Raw genomic sequence first — 20,464 nt, 5'->3', positions numbered from 1 at the left:
TTTAACTTTATGTTAAAATTAATTAATCTATAATATTCATATAATATTTAAATATAAAAATAATGTTTAATAAATATTATTTTTATTATATAATATTCATATAACCAAATAATATTTAATATTATTTAATATTAGTTTTTACAGAAAGGATGTACCTATGCTTAATTTTAAACCCCTATCTCTAGAAGATAAGGAACTCTTTGACAAATATTTAAAACCATACTCATTTGAAACCTGTGAATATTCTTTTACAAATCTTTTTATATGGCGAAAAGCTTGCGATATACAGTATGCTATTTATAAAGATGTAATAATTATTAAAAAGATGGACTTTGATGGAAGTTATCATTTTATGCAGCCTATAGGCTATAAAAAAGAAAATTTAAAAGAAATAGTTAATATTTTATTAGAACTTAGATCTTCATATGACCTAAGTTACCTTTTTAAAGATGCAGAACAACCATTTATAGATGATCTATTAGATGTTTTCGGTGATACTTTTGTTATAGAAGAGGATAGAGATAATTTTGATTATATATATGAAAGCAAAAAACTTATAAGTCTTTCTGGCAAAATTCTTCATAAGAAAAAAAATCACTATAACTATTTTATAAAAAATTATGATTATAAAATTTCTGAAATGACTCCAGAACTAATACAACCATGCATAAAAGCCGCTCGTGAATGGTGTCACAAACATATATGTAAGGGATATCTTTTATATGAACTCAGATCTATAGAAGAATTACTAAAAAATAGTAACAAATTGGATTTTATAGGAATGGTTGTTCACGTTAATGATAAGCTATCAGCTTTCACCATAGGTGAAAAGGTAAATGAAAATGTTGGAATAATACACATTGAAAAAGCAGATTCAGATATAAGAGGTCTTTATAACTTTGTCAATAAAACTTTTATAGAAAATTACTTTAGTGAAACTCCACTCATAAACCGTGAACAAGATTTAGGAATTGAAGGTCTAAGACAAGCAAAATTATCTTATTCTCCTATTGAGCTTGCTAAAAAATTTAATGTAAGCTAATATAATATTCCTGTTTAAAAAGCATGAAGGAATATGATCCTTCATGCTAATTTTTTAATTATAATCTTCTTGTACTAAATAGTTCATCTACTACCTTTTGTGCAAATTCAGCTACTTCTACTCTTTCTTCTTCATTTCCTTGATACATTGGTACTAAATTATTTATTCTGCAAAGTCTATTAATAATTTTAACATTTGATATTAAATTATCATATGCACTGCTTCTTTGTTTATCTAGTTTATCAATATATTTTCTATATTCATCATCTTCTTTGCTATACTTTCCAACCATTATTCCTATTTCTAATACATTAACTCTTCTCAAATAATCCCCAGCAGAGTCTATCAATTCTTCCATCATATCTAAACATTCACAATCCTCTGTTTTAGAAATAACTCTAATAAATTCATTAATTTTTTCTCTAAACATAGCATATTAACCCCCATTTTATATTTTCTATACAATAATACTATTGTATCACAAAATATAGCTTTTTTACAAATTATTCCAAAATAAATGTAATCATTCTTTTTTTATCACTATTTTACATTAATAAAAATTAAACTTACTAAAAATGTTATTGTAGAAAGTATTACAGATATCATTAGAAATCCCGTTATTAAAATATTATACTTTATTAAATCAATAGCCAAGATATATTTTGTTAAATTTAAAGCATTTAATATTAATAGTATTATAAATATAACACTCAATCCTCTAAAAGCTCCTTTTATATCCGCAGAGCTCAAAGATATATGGGAAGATATACATATAGATAGAAATAGAAATATATAAAAATAGGGATTTTGAAAATTCTTTAAAGAAAAAATAACCTTTATTAACCCTGAATAAGAGTTTATTATTCCTTCAATTGTATTTTTATTTAACACTGTAACATGCAAACTTCTAATTAATATATCAATAAAACTGTTATAGACTCTTGGCAACATAAATTTCATCAAAGTAATTATAGAAAAAACTCCTCCAAATATAGGTGCTATACCTATAAAAAAATTTCCTATTTGTTGATAAATGCTATTTTGATTGTAACCATGTTGTACATATCCCATTACGCCATTCTCATCTGGTTTTTGAAGTAATTTAATTTTAGTAATTTTATGTCCAAATAATACAGCAAAAATAGCATGACTTAGCTCATGGATTGGAACACCAATAAATCCTGTTATCATTACTGCATTGCTGCCAAAACTCCTTTGAAAGTTTTTTATTGAATTATTTCTTAGTACACCAAGTGTCAATCCAATTAATATAATCATACCCGTTAAATAAAATGTTTCTATAAGAGTTTTCCATAATATTTCTGTTAAAAAGTTCATAGTGTACCACACCTTTCAATACTACAAAACTATATATTTTTAAAATAAAAACACATTAGAGAAGAATCTTTGATCTCTAATGTGAATTATTTAGTTTAAAATTTTATTTGTATTTTCAAAATCTATTTACTGACTACAACAAGTTTTGCTAATAAAAACATAGTTTTCATTCCTAAAGAAGTAAATTTGCTCTCATACTCTGTAACTATATTTTGCTGAAAATCACTATTATGAAGATCATAAGTTATATATTCAATATTAAAACCATTCTCTTTAAAGTAAACTTGAGAATCCTCAAACAAATCTCTATCATCAGTTTTAAACCATATTTCACTTTCAGGTTTTAAAAATTGCTTATATTGATTTAAAAATCTTGTATGTGTAAGTCTTCTCTTATTATGTCTGTCCTTTGGCCAAGGATTGCAAAAATTTATATATATCCTGCTTACTTCATTCTCATCAAACATTTCTGAAATATTTGTTATATTAGATGGAATAATTCTAGCATTAGTAATTTCTTCTTGAATTAGTTTTCTTAAAGCATATATTAATACTTCATCTTTTAAATCTATACCTATATAGTTTATATTGGGATTTTGTTTTGAATGTTCACATAAAAAAGCTCCTCTTCCACATCCCAATTCTAAATATATAGGATTTTCATTCTTAAATTCTTCCTTCCACTTTCCTTTGTGTTCTTGTGGATTTATCACAGTCAAGGGACTTTGCTCCATCTCTGGTCTCGCCCACCATTTTTTCCTTAGTCTCATAAAAATTCCTCCTGATGTATCAACATAGCATTTTGTTTTATATTATAAGATTAGCAATACGAATAAATGTAACATATAAAAGTCTTGATGGTATTCCTACTACATAAGTTGCTATAGGTGTTACTATAATCACTAACAATATAATCATTTGATATCTATATAATGTATCTGATATTTTATAATAATAGCCTGGAAATAAATCTCTCAAAATGTGAAATCCATCCAAACCTGGTATCGGTATAAGATTAAAAATAAAAAGCATACAATTTATACTAACTATATATGAAATTATTATTGAAAGTATATTATATAATCCTGGAACAGCGCTTAATAAATTAAATCCATACTTAGATAATAATACCATAAGTATTGCTCCTATAAATGCTACTACTAAATTTGCTAACGGCCCAGCAATAGATACTTTTAAATCATCTTTATATCTATTTTTAAAAGCTGATGGATTTATTTGAACAGGTTTTGCCCATCCAAAATTCATTATTAGTATCATTAAAAATCCAATTATATCTATATGCACAAATGGATTTAACGTAAGTCTTCCTTGAAATTTAGGAGTTTTATCTCCTAACTTATCCGCCACTATAGCATGAGCATACTCATGAAATGTAAATCCTATAAGTATGGCTGGTAATATAAGTATTTTTCCTAATAACCAATTATCCAAATCTAATTATCCCTCCCTTAATACAAAAAATTATTTAATTAAATAAAGTTTTTACAAGTTTCCCATCACTTATCGATATAACTCCTCCGTTATACATTTGAACAAAAGTTCCTACATAATTATATTGTTTTCCACTTGAAAATTCCTTTACAACACCTTTAAGATTATCATTAATATAAACTTTTCCTTCTCCAGTTATATATATATTATTTTTATCTACAGAACTTCCTAAATCTATAGTTTGAAATTCATTTCTGCCTTCTTTTACAGTTCCATAAAATACTTTAGTAACTTTATCATCATTGGTTTCTCCTATATATACATTGTCATTATCATCTACCCCTAATAAACTTGGATTACTTACACCACTTATATCTAAAGGTTCATCTTTATCAGTCATATATATTCTACTGTGAGTTAAATCTTCATATATTAACTTATCTTCATGTGGAAGTACTTTTATACTTCCTATTTGATAACTTCTTGTTTCAACCTTTTTCATTTCCTTCATTATATTAACCCAATATATATTGCTGCGCTTTCCACTATTAGCCACCTTAACATATATTACATTAGTAAGAGGTGATGCTTGTATATCTTCAACCTCTGATTTTTTATCAGCCCAATCTAAGTTTTTAATATCCTCTTTTAAACCTTTATCAACATCATAATAAGCTAATTTTAAATTTGATTCTTCATCTGAGCTTTCCTTTTCAGCTATAAGCATTCTATTTCTATCAGAAAGCCATTTATAAAAAGATACCTTTACTCCACCTTGAAATTCTACACTTTTTTCTTCACCTGTTAAAGTATTTACTACTTTCAACACATCTCCATCATAATAAGCCACAAACTTCCCATCAAATGATATATTTGTATTTTTCGCATTATCTGGTATATTAATTTTAATATCTGGCTTTTTGTTATCACTTTTCACTACTTTTTTAGTTTTTATATCTGTGCTTGATGCAAATAAGTATTTATTAGCATAAAAAAGTCCTGCACACTGTAGTGTTAATGATATCATTATCCATATAAGAATTCTTACGAAAATCTTCATTGAGCACTCTCCTTCTAATACTTATCTAGTGTACTTTAATGTTTAACATAAACAGCAGAAGGTACAGATCTTTCTCCTAAAGGGTCACATGGATTATTTATTACTTCACCTTCATAGTACATAGTTGATGAAGAACCTCCATCCAAATTTGTAGCATTTAATGCACCATATTCAAGCATTATATTCTGAACATCTTTCAATGTTGCACCTACACTTTTTGTTTGCCTTCCATCTATAACCAAAAATAATATAGCTCCATCTTTCCTCTGTCCTATGGCAGTTCTTGGAGCTATTCCCCATCCGCCATCACCAGATTTTATAGTTCCCTTTCCATTTACAACCAATGCAGGACCAAAGGAGATAGCCTCTGTAACGCCAAGTGACTTCATTTCTGACAAGCTGTGTGAGCCTACCAAAAGTTCCCCTTTACTAGTCATTGCCATTACTTCCATTTCCTTATCTTCATCTGATACGTCATTATACACTTCTTTTCCACCACTCATAAGTATTCCAACAGGTTTTCCACCAGTCCCTGTCCACTTACTATCACCTGAAGAGCTATCTGTAAATCCACCACCATTAATTGCTGCTACAGCATTGTTATCCTTTGCTATTTGGCTAGTTAACTCACCAGCTACACCTAACTTCTTACTATACCCTACTTTTACTCTTGTAGGATCATGAATGATAAGAATATATCCGTTAAATTTTCTTCCATCACTAACTTCTTCTCTTTCTATGCTGCTATCATGTTTATTTTCAAACTTTAACTGAGAAACATTATCTTGTTGAATATTGTCTATAGTATTTTCTCCCAAAATTTTATTAATTTCATCATCAGATAAAAAAAACTTAGCAATATATTGATGACTAAGTGTTGTCATTGCAGATTCAACTATAGTTTTTTTTACATTTTTAAATGGCCCATAAAATATTAAAAGAGGAGCAGTTATTCCAGTGAATAATACTTCAAATATTAAAAACCCTATAACCAACTTCCAAATGGATTTCCCCCTTTTACCATTTGTTTTTCTTTTGTTCATATACAAAAACCTTTCCTTTCTAAAATTACATCTCTCAATATTGTACAATAAATGATATATTTTTTAAATAGAAATAATTATAAATAGGTCATAAAAGATGTTAATAAAAATTAAATTTTGAATATGTTAAGGATTTTCTAAAAATTGTTTTGCTCCATTCTTTATAAATTCATGATCAATTTCTAAATTATGTTTACATATAAAATTATTGACATGTACTCTTATTTGAATACGTTTCAAGTGAATAAAATTTCTTATAAAAAAAGCGGATTAACTCCGCCTATTTAAATCATTATAATCTTTTTGAAGCCTCATATGATAGTGGTGATCTTTCACATTCATTGTAATTCATTGTTATTTGATAACATAAATTACTACCTTTCATTTTTTCCGAAGCATAACAAAGTCCATTTGATCTTGAATCCAGGAATGGTTGATCTATTTGATCTGGGTCTCCTATTAATATAAGCTTTGTTCCTTCACCTACTCTTGTTATAATCGCTTTAACCTGCTTTGGTGTTAAATTTTGTGCTTCATCTACAATTACCCAGTTTTTAACTATAGATCTTCCTCTTAAATAAGCTACAGCCTCTGTAGTTATAATTCTTCTATCAAAAAGTTCTTTAATTTTATCTGCTAATTCCTTTTCATTTTTATATCTCTGTTTTTCATTTGAATCTACTAATATTTCCAAATTGTCAAATATTGGCCTCATAAAAGGTGCTATTTTCTCCTCTTCTGTACCAGGTAAAAATCCTATATCTTCATCCATAGTGACATTGGGCCTGCATACAAGAATTCTTCTATATTGATTAGTATTACACTCCATAATCTTGTGAAGTCCAACCGCTAAAGAAAATAAAGTTTTAGCTGTACCTGCTGGCCCCTTTACTATCACTAAAGGAGCTTTATCTGCATCTGTAAACAATGCCTCCATCATGAATTTCTGTCCTACATTTCTTGGATTAATACCGAAAAAAATATTTTCCTTGTAATTCAAATTTACTATTTTATCACCATTAAATCTTCCTAATGCTGTTTGCCTAGGATTTTCACTGCAGTGAATTATAACAAATTGATTAGTATAAAAGTTAGGTACAACATATTTCCCTTGTGTCTCTTCATAACATAAAACATCCTTTATTTCTATAAATTTATTATGATAAAATTCTGATATTTTTTCATTTGAAGCGTAAACATCAATTCTTCCTGTATATTGATCTTCATTTTCCGGTACTACCTTTTCATAAAAATCCTCCACATCTATACCAACAATATCTGCTTTAATTCTCTCAAAAGTATCTTTTGTAATAAGGCATACATCTTCTCCTTGTTCCTTAAGAGCTTTACAAATCTGTATTATTCGATTGTCTGCCTTATTTTTATCCCAGCATGGAGGTATTTCAGTATCATAATGATTCATTTCTACCTTCAATTTTCCCCCTCCTGGGATACTAACTCCTTCATTAAGCTTTCCCTGTCTTCTAAGTCTATCTATAATTCTAGCTGCATGTCTAGCATTAGCACCTAGGTCGTTCTTTTGTTTTTTAAAGCTATCTAATTCTTCTAATACTATTTCAGGTATAATTACATCATTATCCCCAAAAGTAAAAATAGCCCCTGGTGAATACAGAATAACATTTGTGTCCAAGATATAGGTTCTCTTCAAAATTACTCCTCCCTTCTCCATTACTACTATTATATTCACTACATTTTATAAATGTATTAAAATTTATTGAAATACACTTTTATTATATTAATTCAAATAAGCACTAGTGTCTTTCACTAGTGCTTACCTGAAACAAACTATATCTATAATAAGGGGAGACTTATTATATTTTAAAATTTTCCTCTAAGGTCTATTTCCTTAGGACAATTATTATTATATAAAATAATTGTTACGATATTGTTTAATATTTGTTACATGTTAGTATATATTTTTTTAATATCCTATGAATAAAGCACCTGGCATTAACCAAGTGCTTTATTTATAGAATTCTAAAAACCTATTTTATATCAAATAAAAAATTTTAAGCTATCTATTGAATTTACATGTATCTCCTAATAATGTAGTTACATTATTATCAATAATTATTCCTCCAGTATTTTTAATTGCATACACTGTATCTGATTTTTCATTTAGTACCTTATTTATGTACTTTTCCTGTGTTTCTGTGCCTTCATAATGTACTTCAATATCAAAATTTTTAATAAAATTTAACCCTTTATTATATGAAAATGTATTATAGTCTTCATCTGGAGTAATATGATAATCTTTTATCTGTATCATTGCACCAGCACTACTTCCAATAATTATACCTTTAAAGTTTTCGATTTCATTTATTAAATCAAACTCACTTAGCCTGTACATCATTTTATCAGGCAAGCCTCCAGTGAAAAATATTACATCACTATCTTTTATTTTATCTTTTGCACTTTCCTTAGTATCTTTAAAATAATTTATACATTTTATATTTTTCCCACTAACTCCATAGCTCGAGAACGTTTTCTCTATAACTTTGTAATGCCTTCCTTTGTATTTATTAAATTCACTCTGCCATTCCATATCACTTTTTACATCTTCATCAAAAGAAAATGGAATTATCAGAACTCTATTATTAGAGTTTATATACTTTGATACGATATTTTTTGCCCATTTTTCATTAAAGTTATATAAACTAAATAACATATTTACCATTGATATTCCCCCCTGGTTTATTGATCATATTGTGCCATTTTTATTCAACTAATGGTTATTATATCACATTTTTTCTTTAAACCATATGAAAGATATTATATTAACAAGTGAAAGTATAGGCCTTACGCTTTTTATACAAAAATCAATTTTGATTAATTTTACTCCACTGTCTTCTATAATTAATGTATTTAAATTTTTTTAGCTAGTTCTTTTAATATTTCAGCAGTTGAAGATAATTCTTGAATAGATGAAGTTATTTCCTCTATTGCACTACTTGCCGCTTCAAAATTTGAATTTGATTTATTTATACCATTAGTAACAAGTTCCATTGAGCTAGTAATTTCTTTTAAAACAGTATCAATTTTCTTAACTGATTCACTACTTGATTTAGACAATTTTCTTATTTCTTGCGCAACTACACCAAAGCCCTTTCCATTATCTCCTGCTCTTGAAGCCTCAATAGCTGCATTTAGTCCTAAAAGATTAGTTTGACTCGAAACACCTTGTATAAATTTCAAAATTTCATTAGTATCTTCAACATTATTATTAGCCTTATTCAGTGCATCATAAGTATTGGAATTTGAATTAACTATTTTTTGAATTTCTTCACAAATATCATTGCTTGCCAAAGACATTTTTTTAAGAGAACTTGATACATTTTCAGAAAGAGTTAGTACACTATCCATATTTTCAAGACTTTCTGCTGCTAACAAAAGACCAATCACATTATTATTGTCATCTTTAATTGGAATGGAATATGATCTAAAAGGTACTCCATATAATTCTTTAGGAAGAATTTCTATTACTGGTTTTCCAGACTTTAACGCCTTTCCTGGAGCACCTGCTTTAGGTGTTGGATCTCCTTCTTTACTACTTAAACTTAATTTGTCACTACAAAGTATTTTCAAAATTTTTTCTGTATCAGTAATATAAATAGTTACATGATGATCAAAAAGTATATCTATGTATTGTAACGAAGCATTTAAAGAGTCAAATATTGTATTTTTAACAACTGGTGACAACATATTTTTCCCTCCTATGTAATTTATTATAAGTATAATATATATTATACAACTTATACATATAAATTAAAATATTTACTATTTTTTACACAAAAACTGCATGGATACTTTAAATTTCTAAATTAATTCCTGTTTCAAATTTGCCTTTAGTTATATTTTAAAAATAAATAAGCATCAGTATTTCTACAAATGCTTATCTAATATAAACAATATTTTATTTTTTAGAATACTCCAAATTCCCCATATATAGCTTAAGCAACTTGTGCATTTTTATTGTGTATAAGTTTATTGTAGTCATTTAATAAGGAATCGATCCTTTGACTTATTTCAAGCATTTCATCATCGGTTAGGCCTACTCCTCTTTCAATAATAACATACATATACTTTCTCATATTGTCAATTTCAGTAAGCAAATATTCATATTTTTGTATATTTTTCATGGCTACACCTCCCTATATATTTTTGCCATTTTACTATAATATTTCTATTTTTATTATATTCTATATTTTCTAAATTTTCAATCTTTTTCTATTTTATTTTTTATATTTTTATACAAAAGAACACTCTACCTACAGAGTGTCCTATAATATTAGCTATATTAAACTATACTTTATTTTATAATTTTTATATTATTATCCTTTTTAGCTACATATAAATAACATGGATTCTGAACACAAAATATATGCGATATTCCTACTGTTACATATTCTACTACTCCATATAATCCTTTCCATTCATTTTCATCTTGTATTTGTACTATATCTCCAACCTTCATGTGTTACACCTCTTTTAAATTTAAATAATCTTCAATATTATTCCTAGTTAATTCCTACTTAAAACAAAATCTACTAAATTATAATAAAATAAAAATTATTATTTTTTCGCTAAGTTTTATCTTACTATTAATAATTATTATATAGCATTTATTAAAATTTTTATCTAATTTATTGAATTTACTAAACAATATCATTCTATACATTTCACTTTTAAGAACCTATGATTTTCACCTATAATACAATTAATGTTAATTATATCCAATTTCTTGTTTTTATTTATTCATAACCAAGTTCCTTAATTTTATTCAAAAGCACTTATTGTTTTATCTTTTAACATGTATAATTTAATAAATTCAGCTCTTTAATGCCAATTATTTACAATACATTCGAATAGTATATAATAACCTCAAATTAACTCTAATTATTAAACATTAATTGACTTTATATGTAAAATTATGACTTAAAGTAATGTTTTACATTTTTTATAAAAAGTTGTATTATATATAATATAAACCAAAAACATACAAATATTTTAATCACGAAAGGATTGATTTTATGAACAAAAAAATTAAATTTTTAGGACCTGTTTTATGTGGAGCTATAGTAGCTTCTAATTTAGCCTTTTCAAGTGTACAAGCTGCACCTATAAAAAGTAATATTCAAAACTCCAGTAACACTATTACAAATAAATTATATGCAAGTAACAATTTTACTTGTGATGCATATGTAAGAAATGGCAATGTATATATAAATATGAATTCAAATTATTCTTCCGCTCTATATGAAGTTGTCATAAACTTTTATGATGAAAATGGTCGTGATGTAGATAAATTCCAACATCGCGAACGCTCAAGTTCAGGAATGTCATATGGCTGTGGAACAGATAGACATTGGACATATGCTGTAGTACATTTTTATGCTAATGGTGACTCAATAGGTTCAAAAACAGTTTATAAATAAAATACTATATATGAAACCTTATTCTAAACATAGCATAATTAAATATACAATTAACAAGCCTGCCATTTGGCAGGCTTGAAACTTTGTCATAAAATTCTTATAAAAATAATTATATTTTTATTACATGATAAATCAATGCAAGCATTTATCCAGTTTTATAAACGATATTTAATAAATATAATAAATATTAAAAAACACCTAAATTACTCTAAGTACTTATTTTCATTTATCCGATCACTACCATCGCTGATATCTTCACCTCAGTTTAATAATCACTTGATTAATTCTATATATGTATTTAATGCCGAGTCTAACATTTTACTAGCTGTCACTACCTCTGGACTTAATAAGTCTCCATTTTTTTTATTAATAATATCATATAATTGTGCCCTTAATTCTTCTATTAGTATTTCTAATTTCTTTAATTGCTCTATTATAATCTCCCCCTTAAGTGGAATATACTTAAATTTATCAAGTATAGCAATATTAAAATAGAGGCAATTAAAATAGACATTTTTGCACACTTTATATATTTGTATTTTTACTATTTATATCATATTTCATCATGAATATTTAATATTTTCTTATATGAACCATAAAGTTCATTTTTAATTACGTATTATTGAATTTTTAAAGGATGCCTATACATTTAAATTTACAGATTAACTGTTTCTTTCAATGTATAAATTTACCATAGTTTTATGATAAATTCAGATTTTTATTTGTTTTCTATTTTGAAATGTTACGTTTTATTAATTTTGTAACATCCTAAAAAATTTTTTTCTACTTACTAAAAAATTTTTTTCTACTTATATATACCCTTTATTTTTGTCCACCTATGTTACATTCACTTTTTTATGACACATTTGTAATTAAATAAAAAAATCCTTCCGTTTTTTAACGCTTTCTTACAAAACTTAATTTATCTATCATTAAATCTTTTTTATCCTGATTTATTCCAATATATCTAAGTGTTATAACTGGACTTGAATGATTATATAGTTCCATTAATGCTGCAATATCTTTAGTTTTATTATAATAATGATATCCTAAAGTCTTTCTTAATGTATGACAACCCATATTTTCTATATCAAACATTTTACCTATTTCACTAAGTATTCTATATGCTTGTTGCCTAGTTATTGGCTTATTTGTGCCTTTGCTGCTTTTAACTATGTATTCATATTCTTTCTTATCCTTCAAATATTCCCTTAGTATTGGTCTAATATCATCAGATATTTTTATCTTTTTATCCTTACCAGTTTTTTGTTCTTGAAGTGAAATATGTTTTCTTATGTTCCCCTTTGGATCTCTTATATCCCTAGTTCTAAGTTTTAATATATCTGATATTCTTAACCCTGTATTTACTCCTATTAAAAATAAAACATAATTTCTTTCACTCTTTTCTTTTAAATAATCCTCTATATCATATACTAATTGCATATATCTTATAGGTTCAACTGAATTCATATCACCACCTCATTATTAATTAGTTTATTTGTTTTATAAATAGTAAAGGCGCCTAAGTCCTAAGACCTAAACGCCAGTTGATATTATATATGCTTAACATCATAATTATATCATTTATTTTGTATATTCATCTACTTCATAAGATGATATTTTATCAAATATTATATACTCAGTTTTCTTACTAAAGGGTTGTAAATTATCTGTTTTATCAAATGTATAATAAGCTTTTCCAGTGCTTCCACTCACCCTATTGTCATACCAACTTATAAAATCATTTACTTTACTCATAGGTACTGTATATGATTTTACATTTCCATTAGTCATAGTTATAGTTAATATTGCATTACCAGTATTATCAGTTGGGTTTGTTGGTGTTGTACCCTTAGATATTACAGTAACAACACACAAGGCACTTAAGTTACTACCATCAGTTGTCGTTGCAGTTATTGTTGCTGTTCCTTCTTTTATTGCTGTCACTTTTCCATTTTTATCTACAGTTGCTATTGATTCATCACTACTTTTCCATTTTACATTTTTATTTGTTGCATTATCTGGTTTTATTGTTGCTGTTAATTGATCTGTCTGTCCTACTTGTAAGTTATCCGTAGATTTATCTAATGATATATTTGAAACATTAGTGGTTATATTTTCACTATAAGGCTTAATTATTCCTGATGAATCTATATCTATTGCATCTAAAGTTGTATATTTTCCTAATTCACCTCTAATTTCAACAAAATGCTCTTTATAATCAATATTGGTTCTTTCATATAAAATAGCAGCATTTATATATGGACTTGAGGTAATTTCTGTATACTTTTCTTCAATACCATCAATTTTTATAATGGTATTACTTGAATAGCCTGATTGCCTTAACAAGCCTACAATTCTAATTTTATTAGAGATAATATTAAATTTTATTGATGTATTTGCATCACTAGTACAATATTTCCCTTTTCCATCTGAATATGCAGGTGTTCCATCTGAATATATATTCGAATTGTTGTCTAATATCCATTTTCCTGTATAAGTTATATTTAAATCACTTTCTTGCACCCTTTTCCATCCTGCTTCTGGTTGAACTAATGATTGTCCTACAGTAGCAGCGTATACATTACTATATCCCAACCCTCCAAAAATCAAAACCATAGTAAATATTAATATAATTTTATTCATAAAACCTTTAAAATTTCTCATAGCTTAATTCCCCTATCTATATTACTCAACTAAAATTTATAATTAGGATTAGCCAACATATACTCACCTATCTTAGTTAAATCATCATCATCTATAGCTTTATTTACAACAATATCAGTATTATATTGAGTAAGTGTTGCTGGATCTTCACTATAATGTCTACCATCAATAGCTAAATCTAAAAGTGTAAATTGTCCATCTTTATTTACATCTGTAAGAGCCTCATTATCTATTGTTATAGTTGCTTGTCCACATTGATCATCTGTTAAATCTTTTTCCATAGTAATACCATCTGAAACCCTACCTTTAGTTACATCAACTAAAGCATCACCTGCGGCTATTCCTTTAAAATTTAACTTTAACAATGATTTCTTAGCCTCAACTACATTAGATGAACCCTTACTTGCAAGAATGAGTCTTAATTCTCCGTCTTTTGCATCATTCTTTACTAATTTTATTCCATCTACTTCTGTAGCACCCAAAAATTGTAATTTACTATTATCATATTTTATTCTTACATCTTCTGCCGCAATGTCTTTTATGTTATCTATTGTTAAATTAGCTGATACTGTTTCATTTAGTCTTATTTTATTTTTTTCTGGTTCAACATTTAAAATAATTTGTAATGTTGAAGGTTGTATATTTTCATTATATGGTTTTAATTCTCCACTTACATCTATATCTATAGCTGTAAGATTTAATCCAGTATAGCTACCAGGTACATTTGTTTTAATCTTTACTGAATGTTCCCTATTTTCTAAGCCTTCTTTACTATAATTCAATGAGTTATCTTGAGAAACTGTTGCTTGATTAAATTTTTCTTCTTTTCCATCTATGATACAACTTAAATCACTAGATCTATCTCCTCCAGAATATCCTATTATTCTTAATTTAGTTCCCTTAAAATTAAATGACACTGATAATAATTTATTAGTTCCATCACTAAATGCCTTATTTCCATACCATACAGGTGGAAACGAATATTGAAAATTTTTATCTTCCGCACCATATCTCTTCCATCCTGCTTCTGGTGAATTCAACTGATCACCTACATTTGCAGCAAAAACACTTTCACTACCTAAAACTCCAACTATTAAAGCCATACAAAATACTAAAGCAACTTTACCTATAAAATTCTTAAAATTTTTCATATGTATCTTCCCCCTTATTTGAAATGATTTTAATAAATTGTAAACAACTTTCAAAAACCATTTTAAACCATTGACATTAGATTTATCAACATAAATCGTATTACAAAATATTTCATAATCGAACAAATAATTAATTTTTTGTAAATTTTATAGATGATTTTTATAATTTCCTTAAAGTTACTTTTTTACATACATATCCCTTACATTTACTGGTTTTACTCTACTTTTGCCGTATAGCTCCCCTATGTCTATAATAACTATCTTGTTTCATTAAACTTAAAATATCAGAAAAGGAAAGGTGTTCTTCTTTACCTTTCCTTGGATTCTTATTACTATTTGTTGTTTTAGTTTTTTATGCATATCTTGCTGCTGAGTCTTTATTATTTTTTCTACCTTCACACCTCTCACCTCTTATAAATTTAAATAAGCACCAGTGATATTCACTAGTGCTTACATAAAGCAAAATATATCTATAATAAGGGGGACTTATTATATTCTTTTAAATTTTCCTCTAAGGGTTATCTCCTTAGGACAATTATCATTATACATGGTAATTGTTACAACTTTATGTAGATTTTATTTCTTATTAATGTATATTATTTTAACTTTTTATGAATAAAGCACCTGAAACCAGATGCTTTTGTTATTGCCACATTAAATCCTTGCTGTAGCAACCATTATTTAATTTTCCATAATACCATTATAACTCATTAATTTTATAATAGAGTGCCATTAAAGTGCTATTTTCGAGACAAAAAATGGTCACTCTAAAATCCCAGTGCAATTGCAATTTTATTTAAAGCTATGCTTTTTATTCTTTTACATTGCCTTTCACTTTTAAAACCTTATATGTAAATTCATAATAATACATTCCCTGTATGCACTTATATTGTATAACTTGTTTTTCAATATTACTTAATGAACTTAGTGCTCTATCTATTTGTTTTATTTCTTTTTCTTCTTTAAGATATTCAGCTAATTTAGGTATTTTATTTTCTATCTCTTTATTTAGACTATCCATATTTCATATTTCTTTCTTAGCATTTTTTTTCTTAACTATATAAATTACTAATACAATTGCTCCTACAATAAATATCAATGTTATTACATCTGCCATTATAGACCTAGCTCCCGTATATGCTGGTGCAACTGCATTTGAACCAGTGGTTGTCACATATGTTCTGTGTTCTGGTGTTAATGCTCTATATAACAAATAATTGCTCCAAAAGTTGCTTCCTCCATTGCTAGTATTGTAATAATAATTATTACTGATAGAATGGCAACTATAACTTGGTGGAATACTTGCTAAAGCTTTTGACTTAGTATTCACCGTATTTTTTAAAGTTGATGTGGATTTCTCAGTTGATGCAGGCGGCGCTTTAGTCGTTGAAAAACTTCCACTTTTAATTCCTGCAGCACTCTTAGGTGTAGTTGACTTTGTATTTGTATTATTTTTAGGTGCAGCTGTCGATTTTTTAGTTGCTTCACTATTTGAAAAGCTTCCACTTTTAATTCCTGTGGTACTATTAGGTGTAGTTGGCTTTGTAGGCGTACTACTTTTAGGTATAGTTGTTGATTTTGTAGTTGCTTTACTATTTGAAAAGCTTCCACTTTTAATTCCCGAACTACTACTCTTAGATGTTGAACTATGTGAAGATTTAGAGGATGAATGTGAAGATGAATGTCCACCTCCATGCCCTTTAGCTTGGACATTTGCATATGAAAAACTGACAAAAAAACTAAGTATTAATAATGGTATTAATAATTTTTTACACTTCATCATTTGCCTCCTTTAACATTTTTAAATTATGGGTTAAACTACTGCAGTAGCAATATTAATTATTCATTTTTTAGGCTCTATTATTATTTTACCATATTCTATATATTCACATCCATAAACTCACATTTTCTATAAATTGTGTAACATTTAAAATATAAAAAAATACCGCAAATTCATTCTGAATAATGCGATATTTAAATTTTTACTAATCTATATTGTTTCAATAACTGCTAACATACTCATGTAATGCCTAAAGAAAAAATTACAGCAGTTGAAAAATCAAATAATTTATTTGGCTAAAATGAGTATAAATCTGACTTTGTTTATAGCACCCTAAAACTAGTGCGGGAAAAATGTAGGAAACTAAAAAAATAAGAGGTCTTACATCTCTGTAAAACACTCTTATTACACTTATGGTAGCCACTAGGGGAATCGAACCCCTGATTCCACCTTGAGAGGGTGGCGTCTTCACCGCTTGACCAAGAGGCCATATTTAACTTACTTAAATAGTATATTATACATTGCTATTTAAGTCAAGCAGTTAATTACATTTTTTATGTAATTTTTTTTTATTACTGGTTTATCAGAAATTTAAATTTATAAATTTAATCATTAGTAATTATACAAATTGGAAATTAGATATACTTTTCATAAACTTTAAATTATTTTCTATAAAATTAACAATTGTGGGATCATACATAATATTTTTATTAACCACTATTTCCTCCATACACTTTTCAAAATCCATAGCCTTTCTATAAGGTCTTATTGAAGTCATTGCGTCGATAGAATCACATACTGTAATTATTCTAGCTCCTAATGGTATCTCTAATTTAGTTAGTCCATTTGGATAACCACTTCCATTCCATTTTTCATGATGATGAAGTACAATTTTAGCAATATGCTTTAATTTATTTGATTTATTTAAAATATCAAAACCTATTTTGGGATGCATTTTTATATGCTGCCATTCATCTTCTGAAAGTTTTCCAGTTTTATTCAATATATTATCAGGTACTCCTATTTTGCCTATATCGTGAAGATGGGCTGCCATGTGAATATTCTCCAATTCGTTTCCTAATATACCAAGCTTTTTTGATAATTCATATGACATAAATGCTACTCTTTCTGAATGTCCACTTGTATAATAATCTTTTGCCTCAAGAGCTGTTACCAAGCTTTCTATTATATCATGATAAATTTCTGTTTCATTAAATCCAACTACAACTTCTTTTAGCATTTGATATCTCCTTAGCGCAATCTTGTATAATATTTTCCATATGAACCCAAGACCTCTTAGAAAATACAATTTTCACATCACATTTCTTAGATTCCTCTTTTGCAATACATGTTAAACTATGTCCTACATAATCTACTAATACCAATACTAAATCTGTTTTTTCTGGAATTCTAATTTTCCTATCACTTTTCTTTCTTCCTGTTATATGATGTATTTTATCAAAACCCGTCCTTTTTAACTTTTCTTTGATATTACAAATATTGTCTCCACCTATAACTAAAACGCTCATAAAAAATCTCCTTTCCATATTATATTTTTAATTTCTTTTGTAACATCATATTGCTAAACTAATTTTCAATTCATACATTTATTATTTTATGTTCCCACTTTTTTATCAATTGATATTGATTTTCATTATCATATATATAATACTACTTTATTTTACTTTTGTAAACCTATAATAAGAATAAAATTACCCAAATTATATTTTTAACTTATGAATAATGTTTATTTTTTAGCATAAAATTTCATTGTATACTAAATTTTTGCATATACTTATTGCAAATAATTTGCATATAGGTATATAATATTTATAGTAAGTAATACTCATAAAAATATATCTACCTACTACTTTTTAATATTTGCATTTATTTATAGTTATAACTCTTATTAATAATTATAACTATAAATGAATGCAAACTTTCTTTGAGTTAAATAAAAATATAATTAATAAATTGGAGGATTCTAATGGTAGAAATCAAAAATTTAACTTTTTCTTATACCGGCAGTGAGCCTTATATTCTTAACAATATAAACTTAAATATAAAAAAAGGAAGCTATGTTTCTATTTTAGGTGAAAATGGTAGTGCAAAAAGTACTTTAATAAAACTTATACTTAACCTTCTAGATCCAATAAGTGGAACTGTATCATTAAAAACAAATAATATTGGATATGTTCCTCAAAAAGTTGATGGTCTTAATACACAATTTCCTATTACAGTTTATGAAATACTTAAATGCCATATGAAATTATTAAAGATTAAAGATTCCAAAGTTATAAATGAAGTTCTTGACGCTGTAGGAATGAAAAACTTTAAAAATAAATTAATAGGAGATTTATCTGGAGGACAGCAGCAAAAAGTATTTATTGCTAGATCACTACTTGGTAATCCAGAATTGTTAATACTTGATGAACCTTCTACAGGTGTTGATATTGCAAGTCAAAATGAAATTTATAGAATTATAAAAGGCTTAAACCTTCGTTCTAACATTACCGTTATATCAGTAGAACATAATCTTAAAGCTGCACTAGATAATTCTACACATATTTGTAAAATGGAAAATGGTTTTGCCAGATTATATCCAATAAACCAATTTAAGTATCACGATTTGGAGGTTTCAAATGCTACATTATAGTTTCATGCAAAATGCCTTAATAGCATCTATATTTATTTCTATACTATGTCCAACAATAGGTGTTTTTTTGGTTTTAAAACGATATTCCATGATGGGTGATGCTTTATCTCATGCATCACTAGCAGGAGTGGCTGTTGGATTAGTATTTGGGTATAACCCAATACTATCAGCTTTTATTTTCACATCATTTTTTGGTGTTGCAATAGAATTTTTAAGAGATTATTATAAAAAATATGCTGAAGTTATACTAGTAATTGTTATGACTTTAGGTATAGGTATAGCTATTACCTTAATAAGTATGGGTAAAACTAATGCAAATGTAAATTCTTACTTGTTTGGAAGTATATTAACTGTAAGTACCACTGAACTTTTTACTGTTTTTATTCTTAGTATAATATCTGTTATAATATTATGTTTATTCTTCAATCAATTACTTTATATAACATTTGATGAAGATGGTGCAAAGATTATGGGCGTAAAAGTTAAGCTTTTAAACTACGTTTTTGCATTATTAGTTGGGGCTACTGTTTCTGTTTCTATAAGAATAATGGGAATACTTGTAATATCATCAATGATAGCAATGCCTGTTGCTGCTGCACTTCAACTTCATAAAGGATTTAAAGTAACTCTTATATTTTCTATAATATTTGGATTTATAGATGTCATCGTAGGTTTAATATTGTCCTATTACATAGATAGTGCTCCTGGAGGCACTATAGCTCTTACTTCAGTAGCTTTAATGCTTTTAGTAATAATTATTAAAAGGTTGGCAAAAGCTAACTTAAATTATGCTTAACTCTTTAATGATAAAAAACAACT

At 27.0% G+C, this 20,464-nt stretch carries 23 protein-coding genes and 1 tRNA gene; 4 read left to right on the top strand and 20 right to left on the bottom strand.

Features of this window, described 5'->3' with window-relative positions:
* Positions 1-157: 157 nt before the first annotated feature.
* The gene (locus tag EG57_RS0200875; RefSeq protein WP_032075428.1) at positions 158-1,042 is read left to right on the top strand and encodes a DUF2156 domain-containing protein; all 885 of its coding nucleotides are present in this window, start codon (positions 158-160) and stop codon (positions 1,040-1,042) included.
* Positions 1,043-1,100: 58 nt separating this feature from the next.
* Here EG57_RS0200875 and EG57_RS0200870 read toward each other — a convergent pair whose 3' ends face one another.
* From EG57_RS0200870 to EG57_RS26685, 11 genes are all read right to left on the bottom strand, one after another.
* The gene (locus tag EG57_RS0200870; RefSeq protein ID WP_032075427.1) at positions 1,101-1,472 is read right to left on the bottom strand and encodes a DUF3232 domain-containing protein; all 372 of its coding nucleotides are present in this window, start codon (positions 1,470-1,472) and stop codon (positions 1,101-1,103) included.
* 110 nt (positions 1,473-1,582) lie between these two features.
* Positions 1,583-2,380 carry a M50 family metallopeptidase gene (locus EG57_RS0200865; RefSeq protein ID WP_032075426.1) on the bottom strand — a complete coding sequence of 266 codons (798 nt, stop codon included), beginning with the start codon at positions 2,378-2,380 and terminating at the stop codon, positions 1,583-1,585.
* 122 nt (positions 2,381-2,502) lie between these two features.
* Positions 2,503-3,150 carry a tRNA (guanosine(46)-N7)-methyltransferase TrmB gene (trmB, locus tag EG57_RS0200860; protein WP_032075425.1) on the bottom strand — a complete coding sequence of 216 codons (648 nt, stop codon included), beginning with the start codon at positions 3,148-3,150 and terminating at the stop codon, positions 2,503-2,505.
* Between the two features lie 37 nt (positions 3,151-3,187).
* Positions 3,188-3,832 carry a site-2 protease family protein gene (locus EG57_RS0200855; RefSeq protein ID WP_032075424.1) on the bottom strand — a complete coding sequence of 215 codons (645 nt, stop codon included), beginning with the start codon at positions 3,830-3,832 and terminating at the stop codon, positions 3,188-3,190.
* Positions 3,833-3,866: 34 nt separating this feature from the next.
* A complete protein-coding gene (locus EG57_RS0200850) occupies positions 3,867-4,892 on the bottom strand; it encodes a hypothetical protein (RefSeq protein WP_032075423.1) in 1,026 nt (341 codons plus the stop codon).
* 35 nt (positions 4,893-4,927) lie between these two features.
* Positions 4,928-5,935 (bottom strand): phosphodiester glycosidase family protein, encoded by a 1,008-nt coding sequence (locus EG57_RS0200845; protein ID WP_032075422.1) that lies wholly within the window; start codon positions 5,933-5,935, stop codon positions 4,928-4,930.
* A gap of 292 nt (positions 5,936-6,227) precedes the next feature.
* Positions 6,228-7,604 (bottom strand): PhoH family protein, encoded by a 1,377-nt coding sequence (locus tag EG57_RS0200840; protein WP_032075421.1) that lies wholly within the window; start codon positions 7,602-7,604, stop codon positions 6,228-6,230.
* Between the two features lie 366 nt (positions 7,605-7,970).
* The gene (locus EG57_RS0200835; RefSeq protein WP_032075420.1) at positions 7,971-8,633 is read right to left on the bottom strand and encodes a Type 1 glutamine amidotransferase-like domain-containing protein; all 663 of its coding nucleotides are present in this window, start codon (positions 8,631-8,633) and stop codon (positions 7,971-7,973) included.
* A gap of 188 nt (positions 8,634-8,821) precedes the next feature.
* The gene (locus EG57_RS0200830; RefSeq protein ID WP_032075419.1) at positions 8,822-9,658 is read right to left on the bottom strand and encodes a methyl-accepting chemotaxis protein; all 837 of its coding nucleotides are present in this window, start codon (positions 9,656-9,658) and stop codon (positions 8,822-8,824) included.
* A 248-nt stretch (positions 9,659-9,906) separates the two neighbouring features.
* A complete protein-coding gene (locus tag EG57_RS0200825; RefSeq protein WP_032075418.1) occupies positions 9,907-10,095 on the bottom strand; it encodes an aspartyl-phosphate phosphatase Spo0E family protein in 189 nt (62 codons plus the stop codon).
* Positions 10,096-10,265: 170 nt separating this feature from the next.
* Positions 10,266-10,430: a hypothetical protein gene (locus EG57_RS26685; protein WP_200880517.1), complete on the bottom strand. Its 165-nt coding sequence runs from the start codon at positions 10,428-10,430 to the stop codon at positions 10,266-10,268.
* 556 nt (positions 10,431-10,986) lie between these two features.
* On the opposite strand from EG57_RS26685, the gene EG57_RS0200820 reads away from it, so the two are divergent.
* Entirely contained in the window at positions 10,987-11,391 is a 405-nt protein-coding gene (locus EG57_RS0200820) for a hypothetical protein (protein ID WP_032075417.1), read from the top strand.
* 272 nt (positions 11,392-11,663) lie between these two features.
* Here EG57_RS0200820 and EG57_RS26955 read toward each other — a convergent pair whose 3' ends face one another.
* The 9 genes from EG57_RS26955 to EG57_RS0200775 all read right to left on the bottom strand — a co-directional run bounded on the left by EG57_RS26955 (position 11,664) and on the right by EG57_RS0200775 (position 18,518).
* The gene (locus EG57_RS26955) at positions 11,664-11,915 is read right to left on the bottom strand and encodes an aspartyl-phosphate phosphatase Spo0E family protein (RefSeq protein WP_242859779.1); all 252 of its coding nucleotides are present in this window, start codon (positions 11,913-11,915) and stop codon (positions 11,664-11,666) included.
* Positions 11,916-12,288: 373 nt separating this feature from the next.
* A complete protein-coding gene (locus tag EG57_RS0200810; RefSeq protein ID WP_032075416.1) occupies positions 12,289-12,861 on the bottom strand; it encodes a tyrosine-type recombinase/integrase in 573 nt (190 codons plus the stop codon).
* Between the two features lie 114 nt (positions 12,862-12,975).
* Positions 12,976-14,058 (bottom strand): Ig-like domain-containing protein, encoded by a 1,083-nt coding sequence (locus EG57_RS0200805; RefSeq protein WP_032075415.1) that lies wholly within the window; start codon positions 14,056-14,058, stop codon positions 12,976-12,978.
* 29 nt (positions 14,059-14,087) lie between these two features.
* A complete protein-coding gene (locus EG57_RS25315; protein WP_052037700.1) occupies positions 14,088-15,209 on the bottom strand; it encodes a cohesin domain-containing protein in 1,122 nt (373 codons plus the stop codon).
* A gap of 811 nt (positions 15,210-16,020) precedes the next feature.
* Entirely contained in the window at positions 16,021-16,230 is a 210-nt protein-coding gene (locus tag EG57_RS0200795) for a hypothetical protein (protein ID WP_032075414.1), read from the bottom strand.
* A gap of 3 nt (positions 16,231-16,233) precedes the next feature.
* Complete coding sequence (locus EG57_RS0200790) at positions 16,234-16,989, bottom strand: hypothetical protein (RefSeq protein WP_032075413.1); 756 nt, start codon at positions 16,987-16,989, stop codon at positions 16,234-16,236.
* A 414-nt stretch (positions 16,990-17,403) separates the two neighbouring features.
* A tRNA-Glu gene (locus EG57_RS0200785) sits at positions 17,404-17,478 on the bottom strand.
* A gap of 130 nt (positions 17,479-17,608) precedes the next feature.
* Positions 17,609-18,229, bottom strand: coding sequence for an HD-GYP domain-containing protein (locus EG57_RS0200780; protein WP_052037699.1), 621 nt, complete (start codon positions 18,227-18,229; stop codon positions 17,609-17,611).
* The gene (locus tag EG57_RS0200775) at positions 18,201-18,518 is read right to left on the bottom strand and encodes a DUF2325 domain-containing protein (RefSeq protein ID WP_032075412.1); all 318 of its coding nucleotides are present in this window, start codon (positions 18,516-18,518) and stop codon (positions 18,201-18,203) included. The genes EG57_RS0200780 and EG57_RS0200775 overlap by 29 nt, the downstream gene beginning before the upstream one ends.
* 458 nt (positions 18,519-18,976) lie before the next feature.
* Here EG57_RS0200775 and EG57_RS0200770 point away from each other — a divergent pair, with 458 nt between their 5' ends.
* Together EG57_RS0200770 and EG57_RS0200765 are read left to right on the top strand one after the other, a co-directional pair.
* Positions 18,977-19,645, top strand: a complete 669-nt coding sequence (locus EG57_RS0200770; protein ID WP_032075411.1) for a metal ABC transporter ATP-binding protein — start codon at positions 18,977-18,979, stop codon at positions 19,643-19,645.
* A complete protein-coding gene (locus EG57_RS0200765; protein ID WP_032075410.1) occupies positions 19,632-20,441 on the top strand; it encodes a metal ABC transporter permease in 810 nt (269 codons plus the stop codon). The genes EG57_RS0200770 and EG57_RS0200765 overlap by 14 nt, the downstream gene beginning before the upstream one ends.
* The last annotated feature ends 23 nt before the right edge of the window (positions 20,442-20,464 follow it).

The sequence above is a fragment of the Clostridium drakei genome (assembly GCF_000633595.2).
In the GTDB taxonomy this organism is placed as follows: domain Bacteria; phylum Bacillota; class Clostridia; order Clostridiales; family Clostridiaceae; genus Clostridium_AM; species Clostridium_AM drakei.
Note: the sequence above shows the minus strand (reverse complement) of the source record. Positions and strands in the feature narration are given on the sequence as shown.